Raw genomic sequence first — 23,782 nt, 5'->3', positions numbered from 1 at the left:
GTGATGGGGGAGGTTGACGGGGACGGCGATGGGAACCGGTTGCGGGGCAGGCAGACGGGGGATCGTGTGCATTTGCCTGCTTCGATGTAAACATGGGATCATGGGCTCAGGCAAGGGTTTCGGGCGAATGTTCACGAGCCGGACACGACGGCGCCGCCCGGCCGTCGGCCGGGCGGCGTGAGCTGGTAGTCCTTACTGGACGTCGCGGCGGGGGCTCAGCCGGTCCACGAACCAGATGTCGAGCACGTCGCCGACGACGGTGCGGACCGCGTCGTTCGCCTCCGTCAGCGCCTCGCCGTCGGTGCGGCCGATGACGACGTACATCAGGTAGTGCCCGTACGTGTTGTAGCCGAGCTGGGTGTCGGCGCGGCCGAGCTCCTCGGCGTCGCCGTCGGTGCGCAGCACCGCGAACCCGCCGTCGAGGTCGCTCGCGATGGCGGCCCGGAGCGCCTCGGCCTCCTCGGCGGTGGCGAGGTTGAGGACCCCCGCGGTGGCGGCGTACTCGCCGTCGGGGTTGACGATCGTGGCGCGCGCGGCCTGCGTGCAGTCGGCGTCGGCGAGGAGGTCGGCGAGCTCGTCGAGCCCGGCCTCGGCGCAGTCGGCGAGCTCCTCGGTCTGGAGGACCTCGTACGTGCCGGCCGCCCCGGCGGGCGCGAGCGGCCCGGCGCCGAACAGCTCCTCGGCAGTGAACGGCGCGGAGTCGGTCTCGCGGCTCGCGATCGGGTCGACGACCTCGGGCGCCTCCGACGCGTCGTCCGCGGAGGTCTCCTGGTCGTCGGCGCCGCCCGCGTTCTGCGCCGCCGGGTCCTGCTCGCCCTCGCGCAGGACGATGAACGCGCCCGCGGTGCAGGCCGCGGCGACCGCCAGGCCGCTGACGACCGCGAGCGCCACCAGCCACCACTTGGTGCGGCGGCGCGCGCGCTGGGCGGCGCGGCGCAGGGGGCGCGAGGCGTGGATGCTCTCCAGGTGCGCCTCCATCTCCTCCTCCGGGGAGCGCGTCGCGTCGAGTTCGAGCTGCGCGCGCTCCTCAGGGCTGAGGCGGACGGTGGGCGCGTTCATGCGCGCGCGCTCGTCGTACTGATCCCAGTCGAACCCCGGTTCGCGCTGGTTCCCTTGCCCCGCCTGCTGCGGGACCCCGAAGGGGGACGGGCCATGTGCCATGCTGGCAGCTTAGCCCCGCACGGGGGCGAAACGGTGAATCGTTCCCCCTGGAGATGGACGGCGCGAGCCCGGTTCATCTCCCCGGGTGACACGTGTGACCCGCGGTTCCCCGCCAGCCGGTCCCGCCGCCGCACCCGGCCCCGGCGCGCGACAATGGTCCGCATGTCCAATGGCCCAGCCGACCAGCCCGAGCACTACTTCAGCGAGCAGCCCGCCGTCGACGACCGCGAGCGCGCCATCGCGTTCGACCTCGACGGCGTCGAGTACGAACTGACGACCTCCACCGGCGTCTTCTCCGGCAGCCGCCTCGACCCCGGCACGAGCGTGCTCCTGCACAAGGTCGTCCTGCCCGACACCGCGGGCGTCTTCCTCGACCTCGGCTGCGGCTACGGGCCCATCACCAAGGTGCTCGCGCAGCGCGAGGACGCCGAGGTCTGGGCCGTGGACGTCAACCGCCGGGCCCTGGACCTGACCCGCCGCAACACCGAGAAGGCCCCGGGGACGGTGCACGTCGCCGTGCCCGAGGACGTCCCGGCGGACCTGCGCTTCGACGAGATCTGGTCCAACCCGCCCATCAAGGTCGGCAAGGAGGCGCTCCACGACCTCCTCGACACGTGGCTGCCGCGCCTCAAGGACGGCGGCGTCGCCTGGCTCGTGGTCTCCAAGCACCTCGGCGCCGACTCGCTCGCGCGCTGGCTCACCGAGCGCGGCTGGACCGTGGACAAGCACGCGAGCGCGAAGGGCTACCGGGTCCTGCGCGTGGACCGCGCGGAGGCGTAGCGGCACGGGTGCCTTTGCTTTGCAAGCAAAGGCACCCGTGCCGCAAGAACACCTTTGCTTTGCGAGCAAAGACACGCCGCCTCAGGATTTACCTTTGCTTTGCAAGCAAAGGTGCGCTCTGGATTCGCAAACATCTTTGCTTTGCAAGCAAAGTCAAGCAGTGATCGTGACTCCCTTTGCTTTCAAAGCAAAGGGAACGGCGGGACGCCGGAGGCGCCCCGCCGCCGCCGGTCCTACTGGATGCCCTCCTTCACGAGCCGCCACTGCTGGCAGGTCGCGCCGTTGGCGGTGTACTGCTGCGCCACCGCGCCGTCCGCCGTCGAGCAGCCGTCGATTTCGAGGAGTTTGCCGCTGTTGGCGTTCGCGAACGTCCAGTAGCCGCCGCTGGTCGCGGCCGTCCACGACTGGGTGGCGTGGCCGGTCGGGCCCCATTGGACGGCGTCGACGCCGTCGGCGGTCTGCGCCGAGGGGATCTCCAGGAGCTTGCCGCTGTTCTGGTTGGCGAACTGGACGGTGGAGCCGCCGGAGACGGTCCACCGCTGGGTCGCGTGGTTCGTGTCGCCCCACTGGCCGACGGCTGCGCCGTCGGTGGTGAGGGCACTGACGACTTCGAGGTACTTGCCGCTGCCCCGATTCTGTACCTGGAAGACCGGGTCGAGGGCGGTGCTGCGGTACAGGTGGATCACGTCGAGTTCGGCGAAGTTGGTGGCCTTGGTGAACCGGATCGTGTTCGTGCCCGCGTTCAGGGTGACGGACTTCTGGGCCCAACCGAACCGGCCCCAGTCCACGTTGACCGGGTAGCTGATCGAGGAGGCCGTGCCGCCGTTGACGCTGACCGAGTGGGTGGCGGTCGAGCCGTAGCCGTTGTCGTAGCGGACGTTCATCGTGTAGGTCCCCGCGGCGGGGACGTTGACGGTGAACTCGACGTAGTCGCCGGCGTCGTTGATGTTGCCGATCTTCGAGCCGTTCGACGCCTGCACGTGGGTGACCGTGGAGACGCTGTTCAGGGTCGCGTTCTCGGCCTCGTACTGGCGGGCGTCGAGGGGGATGGAGCCGACGCGGATGTCGTTGAGGTCGGTGGCGGTGTTCTCGACGTTCACGGCCTGGTAGAGGGTGCGGCCGTCGGCGCTGTAGTCGATGCCCTGGGCGAAGCCGGAGAAGTTCCCGCCCTGCGTGTCGGTGGCGTCGTAGGTGACCGCCATCGGCAGGCGCTCCCAGGGGCCTTCGCCGAGGTTGTAGTTGACGTAGAAGTTCTGGCCGCCGTCGATGTTGCCGCTCGCGTCGAGCGACCACTTCGAGGCGACCACGACCATCCCCTTCGGGCCGCCGGTCGGCACCCACTTGACGTACGGGGAGGAGCCGATGCCGCGGCCGTTCGCGAGCAGGATCGGGGTGCCGATGCTCGTGGTCGAGCCCCAGTTGAGGCCGTCGGCGGAGATCTTGTAGTAGACCGGCGCGGTGTTGTTGGTCCGGCTGGGGCGGTTGACGACCTCGAAGGTCGCCATGTAGCGGCCGTCGGGCAGTTCGGTCACCGTGATCATGCCGGGCCGGTCGCTCTGGTTGGTGGGGGCTGAGACGTTGACGAGGGAGCCCCAGGTCTGGCCGCCGTCGGTGGAGCGGCGGTAGGAGACGGCCTGGAGGACGCCGTTCGCCTTCTGGCGCTCGTCGGAGTAGTAGGCGACGAGGCCGCCGTTCGCGTCGATCGCGAGCGAGGGCTCCCACACGGTCGTGGTCGTCGACGAGGGGCTCGGGTCGTAGACCGCGGGGCCGCCGGTGTCGATCGTGGACAGGTAGCTCCAGCTCGTGCCCTGGTTCGTGCTCTTGTAGACGACCAGGCGGCTGGTGGAGCGGTCCTCGGGCATGACCATGCCCGCCAGGAGGATCGTGCCCGCCGTCAGGTTCCCGGTGGTCTCGGTGACCTCGAACAGGAACGGCTGCGCGGTGCGGGTGAGCGCCGGGAAGGTGTCGCTGGGGTTGACGTCGGCGACGTGGGTCCAGCTCGCGCCGTCGTTGGTGCTGCGGTAGATCGGGTAGACCTGGTCGCCGTTCTGGAGGACCAGTTGGTCATACGTGACCAGTTGCGTGCCATTGGAACTGCCGCTGTTCTTGAGCACGATGATCTTGGCGTAGGTGGTCCCGGCGGGCGTGCCGCCCTCGGGGTTGAACGAGCTGCCGGCCGCCGGCGAGTACACCAGCGCGCCGTTCCCGGTGGTGACGGCCGCGGCGGGAGCGGCCCACGCGAGGGACGCGGCCATGGCGGCGGTGAGGAGGAGGACCGCCGCGAGGAGGAGGGCGCCCCCTCTCCGCAGGTCGAGGGATTGGGCGTGTCGCATGAGGAGCTCCCGTTCTTTACAACGTTGTAGTATGGGTGCGGGTCATCGTAAGACCCTTCGGGGCTGGAGGTCAAGCCCCAGGTCACAGGTGCAAAACCGGCCTCAAACGGGCCGCGGAGGGCAATGGCGACAGCCCGGCGGACCCGCGAACCGCCGTGTCCGCTTGCTGACACACCGGTTGCGAAAACCGCTCGCGATGGCGTAGCGTGACCGCCGAACGACAAACCCGCGGGAGTCCGATGCATCGGGCTGAGAGGGGACTTGGTAGTCCCGACCGTCGAACCTGATCCAGGTCATGCTGGCGCAGGGAGAAGGAGCCTATGCGAGCCATTCGCCTACCCCGACTGCACGTCATCACCGACACCCGCGCCTCCGCGGCGCGGGCCATCGGAGCGGCTGCGCCACAGCGCGACCCGCTCGACGTCGCCCTCAAGACTGTCGCCGCCGCGCTGGCGGCCGGGGCCCGCCTGATCCAGGTCCGCCCCGAGGACCACTACACCGACCGGGCCGCCTTCGACTTCGCCGCCGCCGTCGCGGACCTGTGCGACGCCTACGGTGCCGTGTGCCTGGTCAACGACCGCGTCCACATCGCCCAGGCGGTCGGCGCCGACGGCGTCCACCTCGGCGCCGAGGACCTCCCGCTCGACGCCGCCCGGCGGCTTCTGCCCGCCGCGATCATCGGCGGCACCTGCCGCGACCCCGAATCGGCTCGCGCCGCGCGGAGGGCTGGAGCGGACTACCTCGGCGTCGGCCCGGTCTGGGGCACCACCACCAAAACCGGTCTGCCGCAGCCGATCGGCCTGGAAGGGCTCGCCGCGGTCTGCGCGGCCGTGGATCTTCCCGTGATCGCGATCGGCGGCATCACCGCCGAACGGGCGGCCCTGTGCCGCGAGGCCGGAGCCCACGGCGTGGCGGTCGTCGGCGCCATCGCGGCCGCGGACGACCCTGCCGCCGCCACGGCGGAACTGCTTGCGGCCGTAGATGAGACACCCGGCGGGCTCGCTGGTACCGGTGCCGCGGCGAGCGCTCCGGCGGCGCGGCTCGCTGCCGCAGCCGAAACCGGCCGCCGTTCGGAGGCCTCGCCCGCCGACACTGCGACGGAGTTCAGTGCGGCCGTCGGCGAGGCGTTCGGCGGACACTCCGGTGTCGTTGCCGCGCTGAGTGATCCGGTGGCGCGACGGGCTGGTGCGCTCGGGACTGAGCGTCGTTCAGTGGATGCGGTGCAGGCGAGCCGTCCGGCGGCATCGCCCGCCATCGCCGCCGACGCTCGGCGCCGAGGGACGGTACGCCCGGCCGCGGCCGACGACGTTGCGCTCCGACGGGCGTCTTCCTCGCCTGAACCCGATCGACCACTCGACCCCCTGCGAGGGACGGGCGCGGGCTGATGCGCGTCGCCGTCGTCGGTGGCGGCTCGATCGGGCTCGCGGTCGCGTGGCGGGCGGCGCTGGCCGGTGCCGAGGTCGTCGTGCACGACCCGGAGCCCGGCTCGGGCGCGTCACGGGTCGCGGCCGGGATGATCGCGCCTGTCACCGAATCCCATTACGGCGAGGCGGCGCTGACGCCCTTCATGGCCGCCTCGGCCGACGCCTGGCCCGCCTTCGCTCGCGAACTCGAAACGGCCTCCGGGCTGCCGGTCGGGTTCCGCGACATCCCCACGGTGGTCGTCGGCGTCGAGGACGGCGACCGCGCCGAGGTCGAGCGCCAGACCGCGCTGTACCGCGAGACCGGCCGCGGCGTCGAAGTCCTTGCGGGACGAGCGATCCGCAAGGCCGAGCCGCTGCTCAGCCACCGGGTCCGGGCCGGGGTCCTCGCGACCGAGGACCGGGCCGTCGATCCGCGGGCCGTGCACGCGGCACTGCTCGTCGCGGCCGAACGCGCGGGCGTCAGGTTCGCCGGGGGCGAGGTCAAGACGGGCCGGGCCGCGGCGGGCCAGGTCGAAGGAACCGAGGCTAGGGCCGGCGAGGTCGTGGATCTCGGGGCGCTCGACGCCGACCAGGTCGTCATCGCGGCGGGCTGCGGTTCGGCGGGGTTCGGGCTTCCGGTGCGGCCGGTCCGCGGGGTCGTGCTGCGGCTGCGCGCCGCCGCGGGGCAGGCGGTGCCGCGGACCACTGTGCGCGGCTACGTGAACGGCCAGTCGGTGTACATCGTGACCCGCGAGAACGGCGAGGTCGTGGTGGGCGCGACGAGCGACGAACGCGGCTTCGACCGCACTACCGGCACCGCCGGGGCCGTCCACGACCTGCTGCGGTGGTCGATCGCGCTCGTGCCCGAGATCGCCGAGTACCACCTCGGCGAAGTGACCGTCGGCTTCCGGCCCGGCACCCCCGACAACCTCCCGATCATCGGCCCCCTCGCCCCCGGCCTCATCGCCGCGACCGGCCACTACCGCAACGGCATCGCCCTGATCCCGGCCACCGCGGACGCGGTCGCCGCGGTCCTCCGCGGGAACGCTCCGGCGCTGATCGCGCCTTTCGACCCGGGGCGGCTCGACCTGGGGCGGCTCGACTTGGGGAAGTCGGGTCCGGTGGGGGCGCGCCCGGCCGCGCCCGGAATCGAGGGCGGCCGGGAGCCTCGGCGTGCGGCGAATCCGAGCGCCCCCGAATCAACAGTGCCCGATGGGTCCGACAGTGCGAGTGAGCGGGAGGAAACGTGAGTGTCGTCGTCAATGGGGAAGTGCGAGAAGGGGTCGCGACCGTTGCCGAGGCGGTGGCGGCTGTGACCGAGGCGCGGCGGGGGATCGCTGCGGCCGTCAACGGGGAGGTGGTGCCGAGGTCGGAGTGGGGCCGGGCGCTCGTAGACGGGGACGCCGTCGAAGTCCTGACCGCCACGCAGGGAGGCTGATCGTGACCAGTGTGCTCAGTGGACGCGACACCGCGTTCACCGTCGCCGGGCGGACCTTCGGGTCGCGGCTGATCCTCGGGACCGGCGGGGCTGCCAGCCATGTGCAGCTCGCCGAGGCCATCGAAGCGTCTGGGACCGAACTGGTCACCGTGGCGCTCAGGCGCGTCGACCCCGGCGCGGCCGGGTCCGTGCTCGACGTCATCGAGCAGTGCGGCGTGGGGGTCCTCCCCAACACCGCGGGCTGCTTCACCGCCGAGCAGGCCGTGCGCACCGCGCGGCTCGCCCGCGAAGCGTTCGGCACCGAGTGGATCAAACTCGAAGTGATCGGCGACGAGGACACGCTCCTGCCCGACCCCGTCGAACTCCTCGACGCCGCCGAGACCCTCGTCCGCGACGGGTTCACCGTCCTCCCGTACACCAGCGACGACCCCGTCCTGGCCCGCCGCCTCGAAGACGCCGGGTGCGCCGCCGTCATGCCCCTCGCCGCGCCCATCGGGACCGGGCTCGGCGTCCGCAACCCCCACAATCTGGCGCTCATCTGCGACAACGCCGCCGTCCCGGTCATCTGCGACGCCGGGATCGGCACCGCCTCCGACGCGGCGCAGGCCATGGAACTCGGCTGCTCCGCGGTCCTCCTCGCCACCGCCGTCACCCGCGCCGCCGACCCCGCGCTCATGGCCGCCGCCATGCGCGACGCCGTCAACGCCGGTCGCGCCGCCCGGCTCGCCGGGCGCATCCCCAAGCGGCACTTGGCGAAAGCGTCCACCGCCTTCGAAGGGATGGCCGACCTGTGAACCGCGTCCACCAGCAACCGCCCGTCGCCCTCACCATCGCCGGATCGGACTCCGGCGGCGGCGCGGGCATCCAAGCCGACCTCCACACCTTCGCCGCGCACGGCGTCCACGGCACCAGCGTCCTCACCGCGGTCACCGCCCAGAACACGCGCGGCGTCACCGCGGCCGAAGCGGTCTCCGAGGAACTCGTGCGGGCGCAGCTCGACGCGGTCCTCGCCGACTTCCCCGTCGCCGCCGCCAAGACCGGGATGCTCGGCGGGGTCCGGCTCCTGGAACTCGTGGCCGAATACGGACAGGACGACCGGCTGCCGAACCTCGTCGTCGACCCCGTCATGGTCACCACCACCGGCGACTCCCTGTACGCCGGGGACCCGGCCGCGTACCTCGGCGGACTCGGGCCGCTCTCCACGGTGCTCACCCCCAACCTGATCGAGGCGCAACTGCTGCTCGGGCGCGCCATCGCCACGGTCGAGGACATGAGGGAGGCCGCCCGCGCGCTGGCGACCTACGGGCCGCGGGCCGTGCTGGTCAAAGGCGGACACCTCGAACGCGGCGACGCGGCCGTCGACGTGCTGTGGTGCGACGGCCAGATGCTCGACCTGGCCGCCCCGCGCGTCGCCACCCGCAACGACCACGGCACCGGCTGCACCCTCGCCTCGGCCATCGCCGCGCGCCTCGCCCTCGGCCACCCGCTCCCGCAGGCGGTCGCGGGCGCGAAGGTCTACGTCACCGAGGCCCTCAAAGCGGCCGCCGACTGGCACCTCGGCACCGGCCCGGGACCGGTCCACCACCATCACGGCCGCAAGAGCGCGGCCCTCTGAGCGCCATGGCAGATCGCAGGCATGGCAAGCACCGCCCGGATCGGGAATCGCGGGCCCCCGGTCAAAACCCTGACACGGGGGTACGACAGCGCTCGGCGGGCCGTGGCGGGCGGGCAGCGCAGACATCGCCCGAATCGGGGAATTCGGGCCCCCAGTTCAAACCCTGCATTGCAGGTACGACAGTTCGCGGCCGGGCCGCGGGTCGGTTGATCGAGATCACTGAGGAGAGAGCATGAACGGCAGGAGCAAGGTGTACGTCGAGGGGGCGCGGGCTGGGGTTCGGGTTCCGTTCACCGAGGTGGCGTTGAGCGGTGGGGAGGCGCCGGTGCGGTTGTACGACACGTCGGGGCCCGGGTCGGAGCCGGAGGTGGGGTTGCCGCGGCTGCGGGCGCACTGGATCGCCGAAAGGGAGGGCGCGGGGGACACCGTCGAGCACGGCGGGGCCGCGCTGCCGTGTCGGACGCAGCTGCACTACGCGAAGCAGGGGGTGGTGACCCCCGAGATGGAGTTCGTCGCCGTGCGCGAGGGCCTCGACGCCGAGTTCGTGCGGGCCGAGATCGCCGCGGGGCGGGCGATCCTGCCCGCGAACGTCAACCACGCCGAGACCGAGCCGATGATCATCGGGAAGCACTTCCTGACCAAGATCAACGCGAACATCGGCACCTCCGCCGTCTCCGACTCCATCGCCGCCGAGGTCGAGAAGCTCACCTGGGCCGTCAAATGGGGCGCCGACACCGTGATGGACCTCTCCACCGGGAAGCACATCCACGAGACGCGCGAGCACATCATGCGCAACTCCCCGGTCCCCATCGGCACCGTCCCGCTCTACCAGGCCCTCGAAAAGGTCGACGGCGACCCCGTGAAGCTCACGTGGGAGGTCTACCGCGACACCATCGTCGAACAGGCCGAGCAGGGCGTCGACTACATGACCGTCCACGCCGGGGTCCTCCTGCGGTACGTGCCCCTCGCCGCCGAGCGCGTCACCGGGATCGTCTCGCGCGGCGGGTCGATCATGGCCGCGTGGTGCCTCGCGCACCACCGGGAGAACTTCCTGTACGAGCACTTCCGCGAGCTGTGCGAGATCTTCGCCGAGTACGACATCGCGTTCTCCCTCGGCGACGGCCTGCGCCCCGGGTCCATCGCCGACGCCAACGACGAGGCCCAGTTCGCCGAGCTGCGCACCCTCGGCGAGCTCACCCACATCGCGTGGGAGTACGACGTGCAGGTCATGGTCGAGGGCCCCGGGCACGTCCCCATGCACAAGATCAAGGAGAACGTGGACCTCCAGCAGGAGATCTGCGGCGAGGCCCCGTTCTACACGCTCGGGCCGCTCACCACCGACATCGCGCCCGCCTACGACCACATCACCTCCGCGATCGGCGCCGCCATGATCGGCTGGTTCGGCACCGCGATGCTCTGCTACGTGACCCCCAAGGAGCACCTCGGCCTCCCGAACCGCGAGGACGTCAAGGAGGGCGTGATCGCCTACAAGATCGCCGCCCACGCCGCCGACCTCGCCAAAGGCCACCCGCAGGCCCAGGCCTGGGACGACGCCCTCTCCAAGGCCCGCTTCGAGTTCCGCTGGCAGGACCAGTTCAACCTGGCGCTCGACCCCGACCGGGCCCGCGAGTACCACGACGAGACCCTCCCCGCCGAACCCGCGAAGACCGCCCACTTCTGCTCCATGTGCGGCCCCAAGTTCTGCTCCATGAAGATCTCCCAGGAGCTGAAGGAGTACGCCGCGAAAGGGATGGCCGACAAGAGCGAGGAGTTCGCCGCCTCCGGGGGCCGCGTCTACCTGCCCGTGGTCGACCAGTAGCGCCGACCGGCAGCGGCGACCAGCAGCTGTATCCGAGGTCACGGCGGCCGCCGTCAAGGGGGCCGCCACCACCGCGTAGACTTGGCGACTGTTGTTCGAGTGCCCCCTGCGGGGGGCGCTGTCCAACGAATCCCGGACGGCCGCGATGCGGCCGGCGCGCGCCGCACGCGGCCGCGGGGATTCAGGCGGTCCCGCCCTCATCTGCGGGATTCGTTCCACACCGACAACGAAAGCTAGGTAACACTGTGCCGACGTACACTCCCAAAGCGGGTGACCTCGACCCGCAGTGGCTCGTGATCGACGCGACCGACGTGGTGTTGGGTCGTCTCGCGACGCACACGGCCGAACTGCTCCGCGGCAAGCACAAGCCGACGTTCACTCCGAACGCCGACACCGGCGACTACGTCATCGTGGTCAACGCCGAGAAGGTCGTGCTGACCCGCAACAAGCTCCAGACCAAGAAGGCGATCCGCCACTCCGGCTACCCGGGCGGTCTCAAGGAGAAGTCCTACGCCGAGCTGATGGAGAAGGCCCCGACGAAGGTGGTCGAGAAGGCCGTCATCGGCATGCTGCCGAAGACCAAGCTCGGCCGCAGCGTGTTCAAGAAGCTGAAGGTCTACGCGGGCCCCGGCCACCCGCACGCCGCCCAGCAGCCGAAGCCGTACGAGATCACGAAGGTCGCGCAGTAGCGCGCGGTCAGGAGCAGACACATGAGTGACGAGATCCAGGCCACCGAGGCCGTCGAGACCGAGGCCGTCGAGGCCCCCGCCGCCGAGACCGAGACCGCCGAGACCGCTGAGGTCGTCGAGGTCGCGGAGACCCCCGAGGCCGTCGAGGTCCCGGTCGAGGTCCCCGCCGACGTCGCCGCCGCGCCGTCCGTGCCCAGCATCCCCGCGATCCCGATCGACCGCCCGATCCAGACCGTGGGCCGCCGCAAGCGCGCCATCGCCCGCGTCCGCCTGGTCCCGGGCAGCGGCAAGTACGTCGTCAACGGCAAGAGCCTTGAAGAGTACTTCCCGTCCAAGGTCCACCAGCAGACCGTCGCGGAGCCCTTCGTGACCGTCGAGGCCGGCGACAACTTCGACGTCCTCGTCAACATCCACGGCGGCGGCGCCACCGGCCAGGCCGGCGCCCTGCGCCTCGGCATCGCCCGCGCCCTGCTGGAGGTCGACCCGAACATGCGCCCGGCCCTCAAGGCCGCCGGCTTCCTGACCCGCGACGCCCGCGAGAAGGAATCGAAGAAGTACGGCCTCAAGAAGGCCCGCAAGGCGCCGCAGTACTCGAAGCGCTAGCACGCACCGCCCGGCCGGGGCCGAGCTCACGAGCCGTGAGACCGCCCGACCGGGAGACGCGCTAGTCTGCACAAGCGACGGGGCTGCCGAGGAGGACATCCTCGGCGGCCCCTTTTTCCATGCCACCCGGCAGGCCGAACCGGCGCTGCCACCGACCGACCGGTCCGGTCCCGCTCCGCAGGGCACGCGAGAGGCCCGCGGACGCCGCGCCCGGCACCAAGATGGGAAGCCACACCGTGTCACGACTGTTCGGCACCGACGGCGTACGGGGGCGGGCGAACGCCGACCTCACGCCCGACCTGGCACTCCGCCTCAGCATCGCCGCCGCCCGCGTCCTCGGCGCCACCGGCAGGCGCACCGTCGCCGTCATCGGCCGCGACCCCCGCGCCTCCGGCGAGATGCTCGCCGCCGCCAGCGCCGCGGGCCTCGCCGCCGCCGGAGCCAAGGTCATCGACCTGGGCATCCTTCCCACGCCCGCCGTCGCGCACCTCACCGCCCTGACCGGCGCCGACTTCGGCGTCATGGTCTCCGCCTCGCACAACCCCATGCCCGACAACGGCATCAAGTTCTTCGCCGCGGGCGGGCGCAAGCTCCCCGACGACGTCGAGGACGCCATCGAAGCCGCCATGGACGACCCCGCCCCCCTCCCGCAGGGCGAGGACGTCGGCCGCATCGCCCGCTCCGTCGACCCCGTCGAGTCCTACATCGAGCACCTCGTGGCCGTGTGCCCGAACCCGCTCACCGGCATCAAGGTCGTCGTCGACCCCGCCAACGGCGCCGCCACCGGCGCGGCCCCCGAGGCCCTGCGCCGCGCCGGGGCCGAGGTCGTCACGATCAACGCCGACCCCAACGGCCTCAACATCAACGAGGATTGCGGGTCCACGCACATGGAGGGCCTGCGCGAGGCCGTCCTCGCCCACGGCGCCGACGCCGGGATCGCGCTCGACGGCGACGCCGACCGGTGCCTGGCCGTCGACGCCGAGGGGAACACGGTCGACGGGGACGCCATCATGGCGATCCTGGCGCTGGCGATGCGCGACGCGGGGGACCTGCGCGGCGGCGTCCTGGTGACCACCGTCATGAGCAACCTGGGCCTGCACCAGGCGATGGGCGAGGCCGGGATCGAGCTGGAGACGACGAAGGTCGGCGACCGGTACGTCCTGGAGCGGCTCTCCGAGGGCGGGTACTCCCTCGGCGGCGAGCAGTCCGGGCACATCATCATGTCCGACCACGCGACCACCGGGGACGGCTCGCTCACCGCGATCATGCTGCTCGCGCGCATGGCCGCGACCGGGCGGACCCTGAAGGACCTCGCGTCGGTGTTCACGCCCGCGCCGCAGGTGCTGCTGAACGTGCGGGTCGCCGACAAGTCGGTGATCGACCACGAGGACGTGAGGAACGCGGTCGCGCTGTGGCAGGCGAAGCTCGGGGCCGACGGCCGGGTCCTGCTGCGGCCCTCGGGGACCGAGCCGCTCGTGCGGGTCATGGTGGAGGCGTCCGAGGAGCCGGTCGCGCAGTCCGTCGCGGCCGAGCTCGCCGCGGTCGTGGAGCACGCCCGTTCCTGACCATTGACCACCGTCTCTGTACGCGGGAGGGGCCCCTCGGGGGTGCCCTCCCGCTGGCACAGATGGACTAGGCTCACGGACTATGGACAACCCAATCGTCTGGATCCTGATCCTCGTTCTGCTGATCGGCCTGATCGTGCTGTTCGCCGTCATCGGCGGCCGCAACAAGCTGGTCCGCCTGCGGAACATCACCCAGGAGTCCTGGGCGCAGATCGACGTGGAGCTCCAGCGCCGGTACGACCTGCTCGACAACCTGATGTACATCGTGCAGCAGGCCGCGGGCGCCGAGAACGCCACGCTCCGCCAGGTCGCCGAGGCCCGGTCGGCCGCGATGCAGGCCCGGCAGGACCCGAACGCCGGGCACGGCGTGCAGGGCCAGGTCGAGGGCCAGCTCGGGAACGCGATCCGCGGCGTCATCCACATGCAGGAGGCGTACCCCGCGCTCCAGACCAACCAGAACTTCCTCCAGCTCCAGACGGAGATGGCCGAGACCGAGAACCGCATCGCCGCCCCGCGCCGGTTCTACAACGCGAACGTGCGCGAGTACAACACCGCGCTCCAGGTCTTCCCCGGCTCGATCTCCGCGAAGATGGGCGGGTTCACGCCCGAGGAGTACTTCGAGCTGGACACGCCCGAGGCCCGCACCGCCCCGAAGCTGCGCGAGATGGGCCAGCCCGGCTTCATGCAGCAGCCCCAGCAGCAGCAGATGCCGCCGCAGCCCGCGCCCGGCCAGCTCCCCGGCTACGGCCAGCCCCAGCAGCCCGGTTACGGCCAGCAGCCGGGCTACCAGCAGCCGGTGCAGCAGCCCGGGTACGGGCAGCCGCAGCAGCAGCCGGGCTACGGCCAGCAGCCGCCGCCCGGGTACGGCCAGCCCCAGCAGGGCTACGGCCAGCCCGGCTACCCGCAGCAGCCCCAGCAGCCGCAGCAGCCCGGGTACGGCCAGCCGCCCTACGGCCGGTAGCCCGCCGCCCCGATCCCCCCTGCCCCCGCCGAGAGCCCCGAGCGATCCCGGCACACCGTAAGAAGGAATGCGCCCCGTGGACAGCAGCAACTGGGTGATCTACGTCGTCTGCGGCGTGATCGTCGCCGCCATCGCCTACTTCGGCTGGCGCGCCCGCCAGAAGAAGATCGCGATGTACCGGGCCTGGGCGGCCCAGTACGGCTTCACGTACGAGCCGTCCGACAACTCGGTGGTCGGCCTCTCCAGCGAGGACCCGTTCAACAACGGGCACTCCCGCAAGGGCATCGACGTGTTCCGGGGGATGTACAAGGGCTCTCACATCGTGTTCTTCCAGTACCAGTACACGACGGGTTCGGGCAAGGAGCAGCAGACCCACACCAACCAGATCGTCGCGATCGGCCTGCCCACGACCCGGCCGCTGCTGGACATCAGCCAGGAGAACTTCCTGACGAAGCGGTTCGCGAAGGACATCGACTTCGAGAACCAGGCGTTCAACGACTTCTTCCGCATCAAGTCCCCGAACCGCCGCTTCGCGTACGACGTGATCCACGCCCGGACCATGGAGTGGATGCTCGCCGACCAGCGCGCCCGCTCCTACCAGTGGCGCTTCGAGGGGCCCTGGCTCATGACGTTCCGGTCGGGGGCGCTCAAGCTCGACGAGGTGTTCTTCTATGCGGACTTCCTCATCGACATCTACGCGCAGGTGCCCAGGCACGTCTGGTCGAACAGCTAGGAGCGGGGCCGCGCCGGGAGGCGCGGCCCCCGCCGTCTCCGCGGCCCGGGCATGCCGCGGCCGACCGTTAGCGATATCCTTGTTCCGGCCGCTTCGTGCGGCCATTGGCCCGTGGTGTAATCGGCAACACTACTGATTTTGGTTCAGTCGTTTCAGGTTCGAGTCCTGGCGGGCCAGCCATCAGCCCTTTCAGCGCATGCCGTCGATGACCGCTGCGAACCCCGTCTCCGCCGCTCCGATGAGGGCCCCCTCGTCGGCGAGCACCGGTGTGCGCAGGCGCAGGCGGGAGCGGAGGTGGGGGAGGGTGGTCTCGGCGAGGGCGGAGCGGACGGGGGCGGCCGCGGAGAGGTAGAGCTCGCGGAGCCAGCCGCCGAAGAGGATCTCGTCGGGGCCGGTGGCGGTGACGACGGCGCCGAGGGCGCGGCCCAGGTCCTCGCCGGAGCGGCGGAGGCCGTCGCGGGCGGCGGCGTCGCCCATGCCGGCGGCGAGGGTCGCGTGCTCGATGTCCTCCGCGTACCCGAACACCTCCATCTCGGCCTCCAGGCACCCGCGCAGGCCGCACCCGCATTCGTGCCCGCCGGGCTGGACCACGATGTGGCCCAGTTGGATCGAGCCGCCGCGCTGGGCGCGGCCCTCGGCGACCAGGCCCGCGGTGAGGCCGCGGCCGCCGTGGAGGTACAGGAGCTTCACGGACTCGTGGGCGTCGCCGCGGGACCATTCGCCGACCGCGGCGGCGGTCGCGGTGTCCACGACCTGCCAGGTGCGGCCGGTCGCGGTCGCGAGGTCGGCGGCCAGGTCGCGCCCGGCCCAGCCGAGCTCGGTGGAGTGGGCGACGACCCCGGCGTCCACCAGGCCCGGGACGGCGGCGACCGATTCGAGGGCGTCGCGGGCGGACCCGCCGGTGACGACCGCGACGGCCTCCACGGGGTCGGCGCCGTCGAGTTCGGTCTCGGCGCGTTCGAGGACCTCGCCGCCGAGGCCGACGAGCGCGAACCGCACCCGGTCGGCGCGGATCTCGACGGCGGTGACGGTGGCGGCCTTGGGGACGCACTCCACGAGGGTGGAGGGCCGGCCGGCCGAGCCGGTCGACCGCCCCGTCGTCTCGTGGAGGTGCCCCGACTCGGCGAGGTCGGCCGCGAGCGCGCCGATGGTCGACCGGTTGAGCCCGAGGGCCTCGGTGAGTTCGGCGCGGGTCTGGGGACCGTGCCGGTGCAACTGCTCGACGAGCGCCGCGCGGTTGCGTCGCCGCAGCTCCTCGGTCCCGGTCCGGGCCACCGGTCAGTGCCTGCCGAAGAGCTTGCCCCGGCCCCGCGACATGGCGTCGACGCCCGCCGCGAGGAGCAGGACCGCACCGGTGACGCCGAACCGCACCCCGGCGCTGAGGCCCATGAGCCCCATGCCGTTGTTGATGATCGCCACCACCGCTCCTCCCAGGAGGGCAGCCCGCACCGTGCCCTTGCCTCCGAAGAGGCTAGCACCGCCGATCACCGCCGCCCCGACCGAAAGCAGCAGCACATTGGACCCTCCGGTGTTGGGATCCACCGAGGCCGCACGGGATGCGGCGACGACGCCGCCGACCGCGGCCATGCCCGAGCAGATGACGAACGCGGCGATGCGCACGCGGTCGACGTTGACCCCGGCGCGCACGGCCGCCTCCGGGTTCCCGCCGACCGCGTAGAGGTGGCGCCCGAACCTGGTGCGGTGGAGGACGAACGTCCACACCGCGAACAGGCCCCCGAGGATCACCACGACGACGGGCACGCCGGTGAGGGAGATGATCTGCGGGTTCGCCGAGCGCTCCAGGTTGAGCAGGAACACGCCCGCGGCCAGCAGCGCCGTGAGCGCCCCGATCCGCGCGAGCACGACCGCGAGCGGCTCGTGGACGAGCGAGCGCGCGATGCGCCGGCGCCACCGCTGGATCTGGATGGCCCCGTACGCGGCGACGGTCACGGCCAGGAGCGCCCAGCCCTGCCAGCGCTCCAGGTTCCCGCCCGCGATGGTCTTGACGGTCTCGTCGTTGATGGAGATGTTGCTGCCCTCGTCGAGGATCATCAGGACGATCCCCTGGAAGGCGAGGAACGCCGCGAGGGTGACCACGAACGAGGGGATGCCGAGTTTCACCACGAGCGTCCCGAGGACGAGGCCGATGACGACGCCGGTGGCGAGGGCCGCGCCGATCGCGAGCGGCCAGGGCGTGCCCCAGTCGGTGAGGATCACGGCCATCACGGAGGCGCACACGCCGGACGCGAAGCCCGCGGAGAGGTCGATCTCGCCGAGGATGAGCACGAACACCAGGCCCATGGCAATGCACGCGACGGCCGCGCCCTGCCCGAAGAGGTTCGCGAGGTTCCCCACGGACAGGAACACGGGTTTGGAGAGCCCGAAGAACACGCACAGCGCGATGATCCCGGCGACGGCCGGGAGCGCCCCGACCTCGCCGGACCGGACGTTCGCCCAGTAGTCCTTGGCGTGGTCGACGACGGCCTGGACCGCGCCGGGGGCCGGCGGGGCCGCCTGCGGGGTGTCGGCGTCGTTCGGAAGCACAGGAGTGGTCACGGCCGGGCTCCGTTCTGGTCGGTCAGGCCGAGCTGGCCGGAGCGGCCGCTGGTGATCAACTCGACGACCTGCGACTGGGTGGTGTCGGCCGCGTCGAGGACGGCGGCCATGCGACCCAGGTAGAGCGCGGCGATCCGGTCGGCCACGGCGAACACGTCGTTGAGGTTGTGGGAGATGTAGAGGACGGCCAGGCCCTGGTCGGCGAGGCGGCGGATGAGTTCGAGGACCTGGCGGGTCTGGGCGACGCCGAGCGCGGCGGTCGGCTCGTCGAGGATGACGAGCCGGGAGTTCCACAGGACCGCCTTGGCGATGGCGACGGTCTGGCGCTGCCCGCCCGAGAGGCTCGCGACGGGCTGGCGGAGGTTGCGGATGGTGCGCACGGCCAGCGAGGAGAGGGTCTCGGCGGCGAGCTGCTCCATGGCGTCGTCGTCGAGGACGATGCCCCGGCGCTTCTCGCGCCCGAGGAAGAGGTTCTCGACCACGTCGAGGTTGTCGCACAGGGCGAGGTCCTGGTAGACGACCTCGATCCCCAGGCCCGCGGCGTCGCGCGGCCCGGTGATGGTGCGGGGCTCCCCGTCGACGCGGACCTCGCCGCCGTCGACGCTGTGGATGCCGGCCACGCATTTGACCAGAGTGGACTTCCCTGCGCCGTTGTCGCCGACCAGGGCGCAGACCTCTCCGGCGTCGATCGCGAGATCGACGTCGGAGAGGACCTCCACCGGTCCGAAGCGCTTCGAGATGCCGGTGAGTTCGAGCAGCACCGTGTTCTTCTCCTTTAACCGATCCCGTGCTCGGTGCACAGGGCCGCGTAGTCGCCGGCGCACAGCTCCGCCGGGTCGGCGTAGCCGTCGTCGACGACGTCCTGGATGTTGTCGATGTTGACGGAGAGGGGCTCCAGGAGGACCGAGGGGACCTCCGCGGAGCTGATCGGGTCGGTCACGCTGGCCTCGGTCTCGGGCGTCTCGCCGTTCGCGAGGGCCACCGCGAGCTCGGCGGCGGCGTCGGCCTCCTGCTTGATCGCCTTGTAGACGGTCATGCACTGGTCGCCGGTGAGGATGTTCTGGAGCCCCTGGATGGTGGCGTCCTGGCCGGTGACGGGCACGGTGCCGTTGAGGTTGTTGCGCTGGAGGACGGTGATCACGGCGTGGGCGAGGCCGTCGTTGGCGGCCAGGACCCCGTCGATCTCGGCGCCGGTGTCGGTGAGCATCTGCTCGAAGAGGGTGCCGCCCTGGGCGTTGTCCCAGTCGGGGACCCACTCGTCGGGGCCCTTCTCGAAGGTGCCGTCGGCGTACAGCGGGTCGAGGACCGAGTCGTACCCGTTCTTGAACAGGGTCGCGTTGTTGTCGGTGGGGGAGCCGTTCAGCTCGGCGATGAGGGAGGGGCCCGCGGCGCCTTCGAGGCACGCGACGAGGCCCTGGCCCTGGAGGACGCCGACCTGCTCGTTGTCGAAGCTGACGTAGTAGTCCGCGCCGCCGTCCTCGGTGAGGCGGTCGTAGTCGATGGTGGCCACGCCCTGGGACTTGGCCTTCTCGATGACCGTCTTGCCGGTGCCGGAGTCGAGGTTCACGGTGACGAGGACGTCCACGCCGTTGGTGAGCATCTGGTCGGCGATGGTCTGGAAGTCCTCGCGGCTGCCCTGGGCGTTCTGGATGTCGTAGTCGACCCCGGCCGCCTTGAAGGCCTCTTCGAGGTACTTGCGGTCGGCGGTCTCCCACCGGTCGGACGAGGCGGAGTCGGGGAGGATGACGCCGATGAGGGGGGTGTCGCCGTCGCCCCCGGCCCCGTCGTCGCCGGAGCCGCACGCGGCCGCGGTCAGGGCCAGGGCCGCCGCGCCCAGCGCGGCGAGGAGTCGGAGCGGGATGCTGGTGGAGTGCATGAGAGGTACCTCCGAGATTTGTTGTTGACTGCAACATATGATGACCGACACACGTCGCACAAGAGGCGGCGGGATGGAGAACGTGTTCCACGCGTAACGATTCGGTAATGGAGCGCGCACGCCGCGGCCCGGCGGCCCGGGCCGTTCACGTCGGCGCCACCGACTACCATGGCCCATCATGAGCAGTGAGCGTTCTGCGATCATCCTGGCCGCCGGCCTGGGCACCCGCATGAAGTCCACCAAACCGAAGGTCCTCCACGAGGTGCTCGGCCGCACCCTGGTGGGCCACGTCCTCCGCAGCGTGCGGGCGATCCGGCCCGAGCGCCGGATCGTGGTCGTCGGGGCCGCCGCGGACCAGGTCCGCGCCCACCTCGCCGAGGTCGCCCCCGAGGCCGACACGGTCTTCCAGGACAAGCAGCTGGGCACCGGCCACGCCGTGCGCATCGCCATGGACGCCAACCCGGACCTCAAGGGCACCGTCCTGGTCGCCTTCGGCGACGCGCCGCTGCTGCGCGCCGCGTCCATCGCCGAGCTCGTCGAGGTGCACGAGAAGAAGGGCAACGCCGTCACGGTCCTCACCGCCGTCGTCGACGACCCCACCGGCCTGGGCCGCATCGTGCGCGACAACGAGGGCAACGTGCTCCGCAACGTCGAGCACCGCGACGCCGACCTCACCGAGCTCGCCATCCGCGAGATCAACTCCGGGACCTTCGCGTGCGACGCCGACGTGCTGCGCGAGCAGCTCGACCGCCTCTCCACCGCGAACGACCAGGGCGAGTACTACCTCACCGACATCATCGAGCTGGCGCGCGAGGCCGGGCACACCGTCGGCGCGGTCGTCGTGGACGACCCCACCGAGACCCTCGGCTGCAACGACCGCGCGCAGCTCGCCGAGCTGCGCCGCATCCTCCAGGGCCGCATCAACACCGAGCTGATGAAGTCCGGCGTGACCATGGACGACCCGGCCACCACCTGGATCGACGCCACCGTCAAGGTCGCCCCCGACGTGCTCATCCACCCGGGCGTGCAGCTCAAGGGCGCCACCGCCGTCGACTCCGGCGCCGAGATCGGCCCCGACACGACGCTCACCGACACCATCGTCGGCGCCGGCGCCGAGGTCGTGCGCTCGCACGCGACGCAGGCCCACATCGGCGAGGGCGCCCACGTCGGCCCCTTCGCGCACCTGCGCCCGGCCTCCAAGCTCGCCGAGCGGTCGAAGATCGGCGCGTTCGTCGAGACGAAGAACCTGGAGATGGGCGCGGGCGCCAAGGCCGCGCACCTCGCCTACCTCGGTGACGCGACGGTCGGCGCCGACGCGAACATCGGCTGCGGCGTCATCGTCGCCAACTACGACGGGGTCAAGAAGCACCACACCGAGATCGGCGAGGGCGCGTTCCTCGGCTGCGACTCCGTGCTGGTCGCCCCGGTCTCGGTCGGCGACGGCGCGTACGTCGCCGCCGGGTCCACGATCGTCAAGGACGTCGAGCCCGGCGACCTCGCCGTCGCCCGCGCCCGCCAGGCCGCGCTGGAGGACTGGGTCGCCCGCAAGCGCCCCGGCACCGTCTCCGACAAAGCAGCAAGGCGAGCGAAAGGTGAGGCGGGAGTGTCCGAAGCGTGACGCGACACTAAACGCCCCGGTCGGCTTCCGCCGGCCGGGCCGGTCGGGGACACTGGAACCGTCGAGGTTCTGGTGAGACGACCTATGGGGGAGCCCACGTCATGGCGAGCATGTCCGCTGTCAACTCCAAGATGCTCATGCTGTTCTCCGGGCGCGCGTACCCGGAGCTGGCCGAGGAGATCGGCAAGCACCTGGGGGTCGCGCCGACCCCGATGAGCGCGTACTCGTTCGCCAACGGCGAGCTGTTCGTCCGCTACCAGGAGTCCGTGCGCGGCTGCGACGCCTTCGTCGTGCAGTCCATGCCCGCGCCGATCAACGAGTGGGTCATGGAGACCCTCATCATGATCGACGCGCTCAAGCGCGGCTCCGCCAAGCGCATCACGATCGTCCTCCCGTTCTACCCGTACGCGCGCCAGGACAAGAAGCACCGCGGCCGCGAGCCCATCTCCGCGCGCCTGGTCGCCGACCTGTTCAAGACCGCCGGCGCCGACCGCATCCTCACCGTGGACCTGCACACCGCGCAGATCCAGGGCTTCTTCGACGGCCCCGTCGACCACCTGTTCGCCATGGGCACGCTCGCGCGCTACGTCGAGGAGAAGTACGGCGACCGCCCGATGGCGATCGTCTCGCCCGACACCGGGCGCGTGCGCCTCGCCGAGCGCTGGTCCGACCGGCTCGGCGGCTGCCCGATCGCGTTCGTGCACAAGACCCGCGACCCGCTCAAGCCCAACCAGGTCGTCGCGCACAAGGTCGTCGGCGACGTCGAGGGCCGCACCTGCCTGCTCATCGACGACATGATCGACACCGCGGGCACCATCTGCTCCGCCGCCGAGATGCTCGCCAAGTCCGGCGTCGAGGACATCGTCATCGCCTCGACGCACGCGATCATGTCCGGGCCCGCCGTCGAGCGCCTCGCCAAGGCCCCCGTCTCCGAGGTCATCGTGACGAACACGCTGCCCCTCCCCAAGGAGGCGCAGGACCTGGAGAAGATCACCACCCTCTCGATCGCCCCGCTCGTCGCGAAGGCCATCTGGGAGGTCTTCAACGACGGCTCCGTCACGACCCTGTTCGGCGGCCTCTCCTAAATCACATATCGACGCCCGTGGCAAGCCCCACCGGATGCGCGTAGTACTCTGGTGGGGTTGCCGACGGCGAGGGTGTCCTCCAGAGGGCGCCGTAATCGACGCAAAGGCGTAGGTCTTTTCAGGGCTGCTGTGCCCTTCTGAATGCCGACGTGAGCGTCGAGCGCCGCATGAATCGTTGCTAAAAAACAGGGGAGTATTTCCGTGTCCGAAGTTCGTATCAGCGCAGAGCCTCGCACTGACTTCGGGAAGGGCGGTGCCCGCCGTACGCGCAGGGCTGGAAAGGTTCCCGCGGTGGTCTACGGCCACGGCGAGAAGCCGCGCCACATTTCCCTTCCCGGACTCGAATTCGCCGCCGTCCTCCGCAAGGGCGGCCTGAACCAGCTCATCCAGGTCGAGGTCACCGACGGGACCCGCGAACTGGTGATCCCCAAGGACATCCAGCGCGACCCGCTCCGCGACGAGATCGTCCACGCCGACCTCCTGATCGTCCGCCGCGGCGAGACCATCACCACCGACGTGCCGATCTCCTTCACCGGCGAGGTGGAGAAGGGCGGCCTGGTCGTCCACGAGCTCACCAGCCTGAACATCGAGGCCGAGGCCACCGCCATCCCCGACTCCATCGAGGTCGACCTCGAAGGCCTGGCCATCGGCTCGCAGCGCACCGTCGCCGAGATCGCCGTCCCCAAGGGCGTCGTCATCCTCAACGACGGCGAGCAGTCCGTCGCGACCGTGAGCGAGCCCCGCTCCGAGGCCGCCGCCGACTCCGACGCCGACGAGGCCGCCGAGGCCCCCGCCGCCGCGGAGTAGATTCGACTCATGACCGACACCCCGACGCTCGTGGCGGGCCTGGGCAACCCCGGGCCGAAATACGCCGCGAACCGTCACAATGTCGGTTTCATGGTCGCCGACGCCCTCGCCCGACGCGTCGGCGGCAAGTTCGCCGTGGTCCGCAAGGCCCGCGCCGAAGTCTGCGAGGCCCGCCTGGGGGTAGGCGGGCCTCGCGTCATCCTCGTGAAGCCCCTGACCTTCATGAACCTCTCGGGCGACTCGGTCGCCCCGCTCGCCCAGTACTACGGCGTCCCCGCCGAGTCGGTGATCGCCGTCCACGACGAGCTCGACATCCCGTTCGGGGAGATCCGCATCAAGCGCGGCGGCGGCGAGGGCGGCCACAACGGCCTGCGCTCGCTCTCGAAGTCCCTCGGCACCAAGGACTACGCCCGGGTCCGCTTCGGCGTCGGCCGCCCGCCCGGCCGCCAGGACGCCGCCGACTTCGTCCTCAAGGACTTCGCCAAGGCCGAACGCCCCGAAGTGGACCTCGGCATCGAACTCGCCGCCGACGCGGTCGAGGCGATCATCGAGAAGGGCTTCGTGATGGCGCAGAACGCTGTGAACGCAGCGAAGCGGAGCGAACCGAAGGCTCAGTAACGCTCCCTCTTAGGTTCTTCCTGCGCCGCTTCCACTTTCGGGTGGAATCCCCTCACCCTCCTCGCGTGTGGACCGGTCTCATGTACTCCTTAGCGTGACAATTCCGTCACTCTTCGTCCACT

The 23,782-nt window shown here is 71.1% G+C and carries 21 protein-coding genes, 1 tRNA gene, 1 pseudogene and 1 riboswitch; of the genes and pseudogenes, 17 read left to right on the top strand and 6 right to left on the bottom strand.

The features are described from left to right. Nucleotides 1-192: 192 nt before the first annotated feature. The gene (locus ACFFXY_RS20650; protein WP_382354929.1) at nucleotides 193-1,161 is read right to left on the bottom strand and encodes a hypothetical protein; all 969 of its coding nucleotides are present in this window, start codon (nucleotides 1,159-1,161) and stop codon (nucleotides 193-195) included. A 162-nt stretch (nucleotides 1,162-1,323) separates the two neighbouring features. On the opposite strand from ACFFXY_RS20650, the gene ACFFXY_RS20645 reads away from it, so the two are divergent. Then, nucleotides 1,324-1,941, top strand: coding sequence for a class I SAM-dependent methyltransferase (locus tag ACFFXY_RS20645; protein WP_382354926.1), 618 nt, complete (start codon nucleotides 1,324-1,326; stop codon nucleotides 1,939-1,941). Nucleotides 1,942-2,174: 233 nt separating this feature from the next. On the opposite strand, the gene ACFFXY_RS20640 is transcribed toward ACFFXY_RS20645, so the two are convergent. After that, nucleotides 2,175-4,274 carry an RICIN domain-containing protein gene (locus tag ACFFXY_RS20640; protein WP_382354923.1) on the bottom strand — a complete coding sequence of 700 codons (2,100 nt, stop codon included), beginning with the start codon at nucleotides 4,272-4,274 and terminating at the stop codon, nucleotides 2,175-2,177. Between the two features lie 220 nt (nucleotides 4,275-4,494). Then, nucleotides 4,495-4,601, top strand: a riboswitch (TPP riboswitch). Between ACFFXY_RS20640 and thiE the strand changes: the two are divergent. The 12 genes and pseudogenes from thiE to ACFFXY_RS20580 form a co-directional block, all read left to right on the top strand. Next, nucleotides 4,595-5,254, top strand: a pseudogene (thiE, locus tag ACFFXY_RS20635) (thiamine phosphate synthase); the annotation flags it as partial. It overlaps the preceding riboswitch by 7 nt. A 404-nt stretch (nucleotides 5,255-5,658) precedes the next feature. Beyond that, nucleotides 5,659-6,927 (top strand): glycine oxidase ThiO, encoded by a 1,269-nt coding sequence (gene thiO, locus ACFFXY_RS20630; RefSeq protein ID WP_382354921.1) that lies wholly within the window; start codon nucleotides 5,659-5,661, stop codon nucleotides 6,925-6,927. After that, nucleotides 6,924-7,115: a sulfur carrier protein ThiS gene (gene thiS, locus ACFFXY_RS20625; RefSeq protein WP_382354918.1), complete on the top strand. Its 192-nt coding sequence runs from the start codon at nucleotides 6,924-6,926 to the stop codon at nucleotides 7,113-7,115. The genes thiO and thiS overlap by 4 nt, the downstream gene beginning before the upstream one ends. 2 nt (nucleotides 7,116-7,117) lie before the next feature. After that, on the top strand, nucleotides 7,118-7,909 hold the full coding sequence (locus ACFFXY_RS20620; protein WP_382354915.1) for a thiazole synthase: 792 nt from the start codon (nucleotides 7,118-7,120) through the stop codon (nucleotides 7,907-7,909). Then, nucleotides 7,906-8,730: a bifunctional hydroxymethylpyrimidine kinase/phosphomethylpyrimidine kinase gene (gene thiD, locus ACFFXY_RS20615; RefSeq protein WP_382354913.1), complete on the top strand. Its 825-nt coding sequence runs from the start codon at nucleotides 7,906-7,908 to the stop codon at nucleotides 8,728-8,730. Before ACFFXY_RS20620 ends, thiD begins: the two co-directional genes overlap by 4 nt. Nucleotides 8,731-8,962: 232 nt before the next feature. Continuing rightward, a complete protein-coding gene (gene thiC / locus ACFFXY_RS20610) occupies nucleotides 8,963-10,549 on the top strand; it encodes a phosphomethylpyrimidine synthase ThiC (RefSeq protein WP_382354910.1) in 1,587 nt (528 codons plus the stop codon). Between the two features lie 245 nt (nucleotides 10,550-10,794). Beyond that, the gene (gene rplM, locus ACFFXY_RS20605) at nucleotides 10,795-11,238 is read left to right on the top strand and encodes a 50S ribosomal protein L13 (RefSeq protein WP_091053344.1); all 444 of its coding nucleotides are present in this window, start codon (nucleotides 10,795-10,797) and stop codon (nucleotides 11,236-11,238) included. Nucleotides 11,239-11,259: 21 nt separating this feature from the next. After that, nucleotides 11,260-11,841 carry a 30S ribosomal protein S9 gene (rpsI, locus tag ACFFXY_RS20600; protein ID WP_382354906.1) on the top strand — a complete coding sequence of 194 codons (582 nt, stop codon included), beginning with the start codon at nucleotides 11,260-11,262 and terminating at the stop codon, nucleotides 11,839-11,841. Nucleotides 11,842-12,077: 236 nt separating this feature from the next. Continuing rightward, the gene (glmM, locus tag ACFFXY_RS20595) at nucleotides 12,078-13,406 is read left to right on the top strand and encodes a phosphoglucosamine mutase (protein WP_382354903.1); all 1,329 of its coding nucleotides are present in this window, start codon (nucleotides 12,078-12,080) and stop codon (nucleotides 13,404-13,406) included. A gap of 82 nt (nucleotides 13,407-13,488) precedes the next feature. Next, a complete protein-coding gene (locus tag ACFFXY_RS20590; RefSeq protein WP_382354900.1) occupies nucleotides 13,489-14,367 on the top strand; it encodes a LemA family protein in 879 nt (292 codons plus the stop codon). A 76-nt stretch (nucleotides 14,368-14,443) separates the two neighbouring features. After that, complete coding sequence (locus ACFFXY_RS20585; RefSeq protein ID WP_382354897.1) at nucleotides 14,444-15,100, top strand: hypothetical protein; 657 nt, start codon at nucleotides 14,444-14,446, stop codon at nucleotides 15,098-15,100. A 105-nt stretch (nucleotides 15,101-15,205) separates the two neighbouring features. Beyond that, nucleotides 15,206-15,280, top strand: a tRNA-Gln gene (locus ACFFXY_RS20580). Between the two features lie 9 nt (nucleotides 15,281-15,289). On the opposite strand, the gene ACFFXY_RS20575 is transcribed toward ACFFXY_RS20580, so the two are convergent. The 4 genes from ACFFXY_RS20575 to ACFFXY_RS20560 are packed head-to-tail and all read right to left on the bottom strand — an operon-like array spanning nucleotide 15,290 to nucleotide 19,532. Beyond that, nucleotides 15,290-16,375, bottom strand: coding sequence for an ROK family protein (locus ACFFXY_RS20575; RefSeq protein WP_382354894.1), 1,086 nt, complete (start codon nucleotides 16,373-16,375; stop codon nucleotides 15,290-15,292). A 3-nt stretch (nucleotides 16,376-16,378) separates the two neighbouring features. Then, on the bottom strand, nucleotides 16,379-17,656 hold the full coding sequence (locus ACFFXY_RS20570) for a sugar ABC transporter permease (protein WP_382354891.1): 1,278 nt from the start codon (nucleotides 17,654-17,656) through the stop codon (nucleotides 16,379-16,381). Then, nucleotides 17,653-18,414 carry an ATP-binding cassette domain-containing protein gene (locus ACFFXY_RS20565; protein WP_382355558.1) on the bottom strand — a complete coding sequence of 254 codons (762 nt, stop codon included), beginning with the start codon at nucleotides 18,412-18,414 and terminating at the stop codon, nucleotides 17,653-17,655. Before ACFFXY_RS20565 ends, ACFFXY_RS20570 begins: the two co-directional genes overlap by 4 nt. 17 nt (nucleotides 18,415-18,431) lie before the next feature. After that, complete coding sequence (locus tag ACFFXY_RS20560) at nucleotides 18,432-19,532, bottom strand: sugar ABC transporter substrate-binding protein (protein WP_382354888.1); 1,101 nt, start codon at nucleotides 19,530-19,532, stop codon at nucleotides 18,432-18,434. Nucleotides 19,533-19,710: 178 nt separating this feature from the next. Between ACFFXY_RS20560 and glmU the strand changes: the two genes are divergently transcribed. The 4 genes from glmU to pth all read left to right on the top strand — a co-directional run bounded on the left by glmU (nucleotide 19,711) and on the right by pth (nucleotide 23,660). Further along, nucleotides 19,711-21,150, top strand: coding sequence for a bifunctional UDP-N-acetylglucosamine diphosphorylase/glucosamine-1-phosphate N-acetyltransferase GlmU (gene glmU, locus ACFFXY_RS20555; protein WP_382354886.1), 1,440 nt, complete (start codon nucleotides 19,711-19,713; stop codon nucleotides 21,148-21,150). 101 nt (nucleotides 21,151-21,251) lie between these two features. Further along, entirely contained in the window at nucleotides 21,252-22,235 is a 984-nt protein-coding gene (locus ACFFXY_RS20550) for a ribose-phosphate diphosphokinase (RefSeq protein ID WP_359948089.1), read from the top strand. 201 nt (nucleotides 22,236-22,436) lie between these two features. After that, a complete protein-coding gene (locus tag ACFFXY_RS20545; RefSeq protein WP_382354883.1) occupies nucleotides 22,437-23,042 on the top strand; it encodes a 50S ribosomal protein L25/general stress protein Ctc in 606 nt (201 codons plus the stop codon). Between the two features lie 9 nt (nucleotides 23,043-23,051). Then, entirely contained in the window at nucleotides 23,052-23,660 is a 609-nt protein-coding gene (pth, locus tag ACFFXY_RS20540; RefSeq protein ID WP_382354880.1) for an aminoacyl-tRNA hydrolase, read from the top strand. The last annotated feature ends 122 nt before the right edge of the window (nucleotides 23,661-23,782 follow it).

The sequence above is a fragment of the Glycomyces mayteni genome (genome assembly GCF_042428885.1).
In the GTDB taxonomy this organism is placed as follows: domain Bacteria; phylum Actinomycetota; class Actinomycetes; order Mycobacteriales; family Micromonosporaceae; genus Glycomyces; species Glycomyces mayteni.
This window is presented reverse-complemented; position numbering and strand designations above follow the sequence as displayed.

Coding starts and splice junctions, on each gene's coding strand:
- ACFFXY_RS20645 (WP_382354926.1), top strand. CDS start 1,324: ATGTCCAATGGCCCAGCCGACCAGCCCGAGCACTACTTCAGCGAGCAG.
- ACFFXY_RS20650 (WP_382354929.1), bottom strand. CDS start 1,161: ATGGCACATGGCCCGTCCCCCTTCGGGGTCCCGCAGCAGGCGGGGCAA.
- ACFFXY_RS20550 (WP_359948089.1), top strand. CDS start 21,252: ATGGCGAGCATGTCCGCTGTCAACTCCAAGATGCTCATGCTGTTCTCC.
- pth (WP_382354880.1), top strand. CDS start 23,052: ATGACCGACACCCCGACGCTCGTGGCGGGCCTGGGCAACCCCGGGCCG.
- thiC (WP_382354910.1), top strand. CDS start 8,963: ATGAACGGCAGGAGCAAGGTGTACGTCGAGGGGGCGCGGGCTGGGGTT.
- ACFFXY_RS20640 (WP_382354923.1), bottom strand. CDS start 4,274: ATGCGACACGCCCAATCCCTCGACCTGCGGAGAGGGGGCGCCCTCCTC.
- ACFFXY_RS20590 (WP_382354900.1), top strand. CDS start 13,489: ATGGACAACCCAATCGTCTGGATCCTGATCCTCGTTCTGCTGATCGGC.
- thiO (WP_382354921.1), top strand. CDS start 5,659: ATGCGCGTCGCCGTCGTCGGTGGCGGCTCGATCGGGCTCGCGGTCGCG.
- glmU (WP_382354886.1), top strand. CDS start 19,711: ATGAGCAGTGAGCGTTCTGCGATCATCCTGGCCGCCGGCCTGGGCACC.
- rpsI (WP_382354906.1), top strand. CDS start 11,260: ATGAGTGACGAGATCCAGGCCACCGAGGCCGTCGAGACCGAGGCCGTC.
- ACFFXY_RS20560 (WP_382354888.1), bottom strand. CDS start 19,532: ATGCACTCCACCAGCATCCCGCTCCGACTCCTCGCCGCGCTGGGCGCG.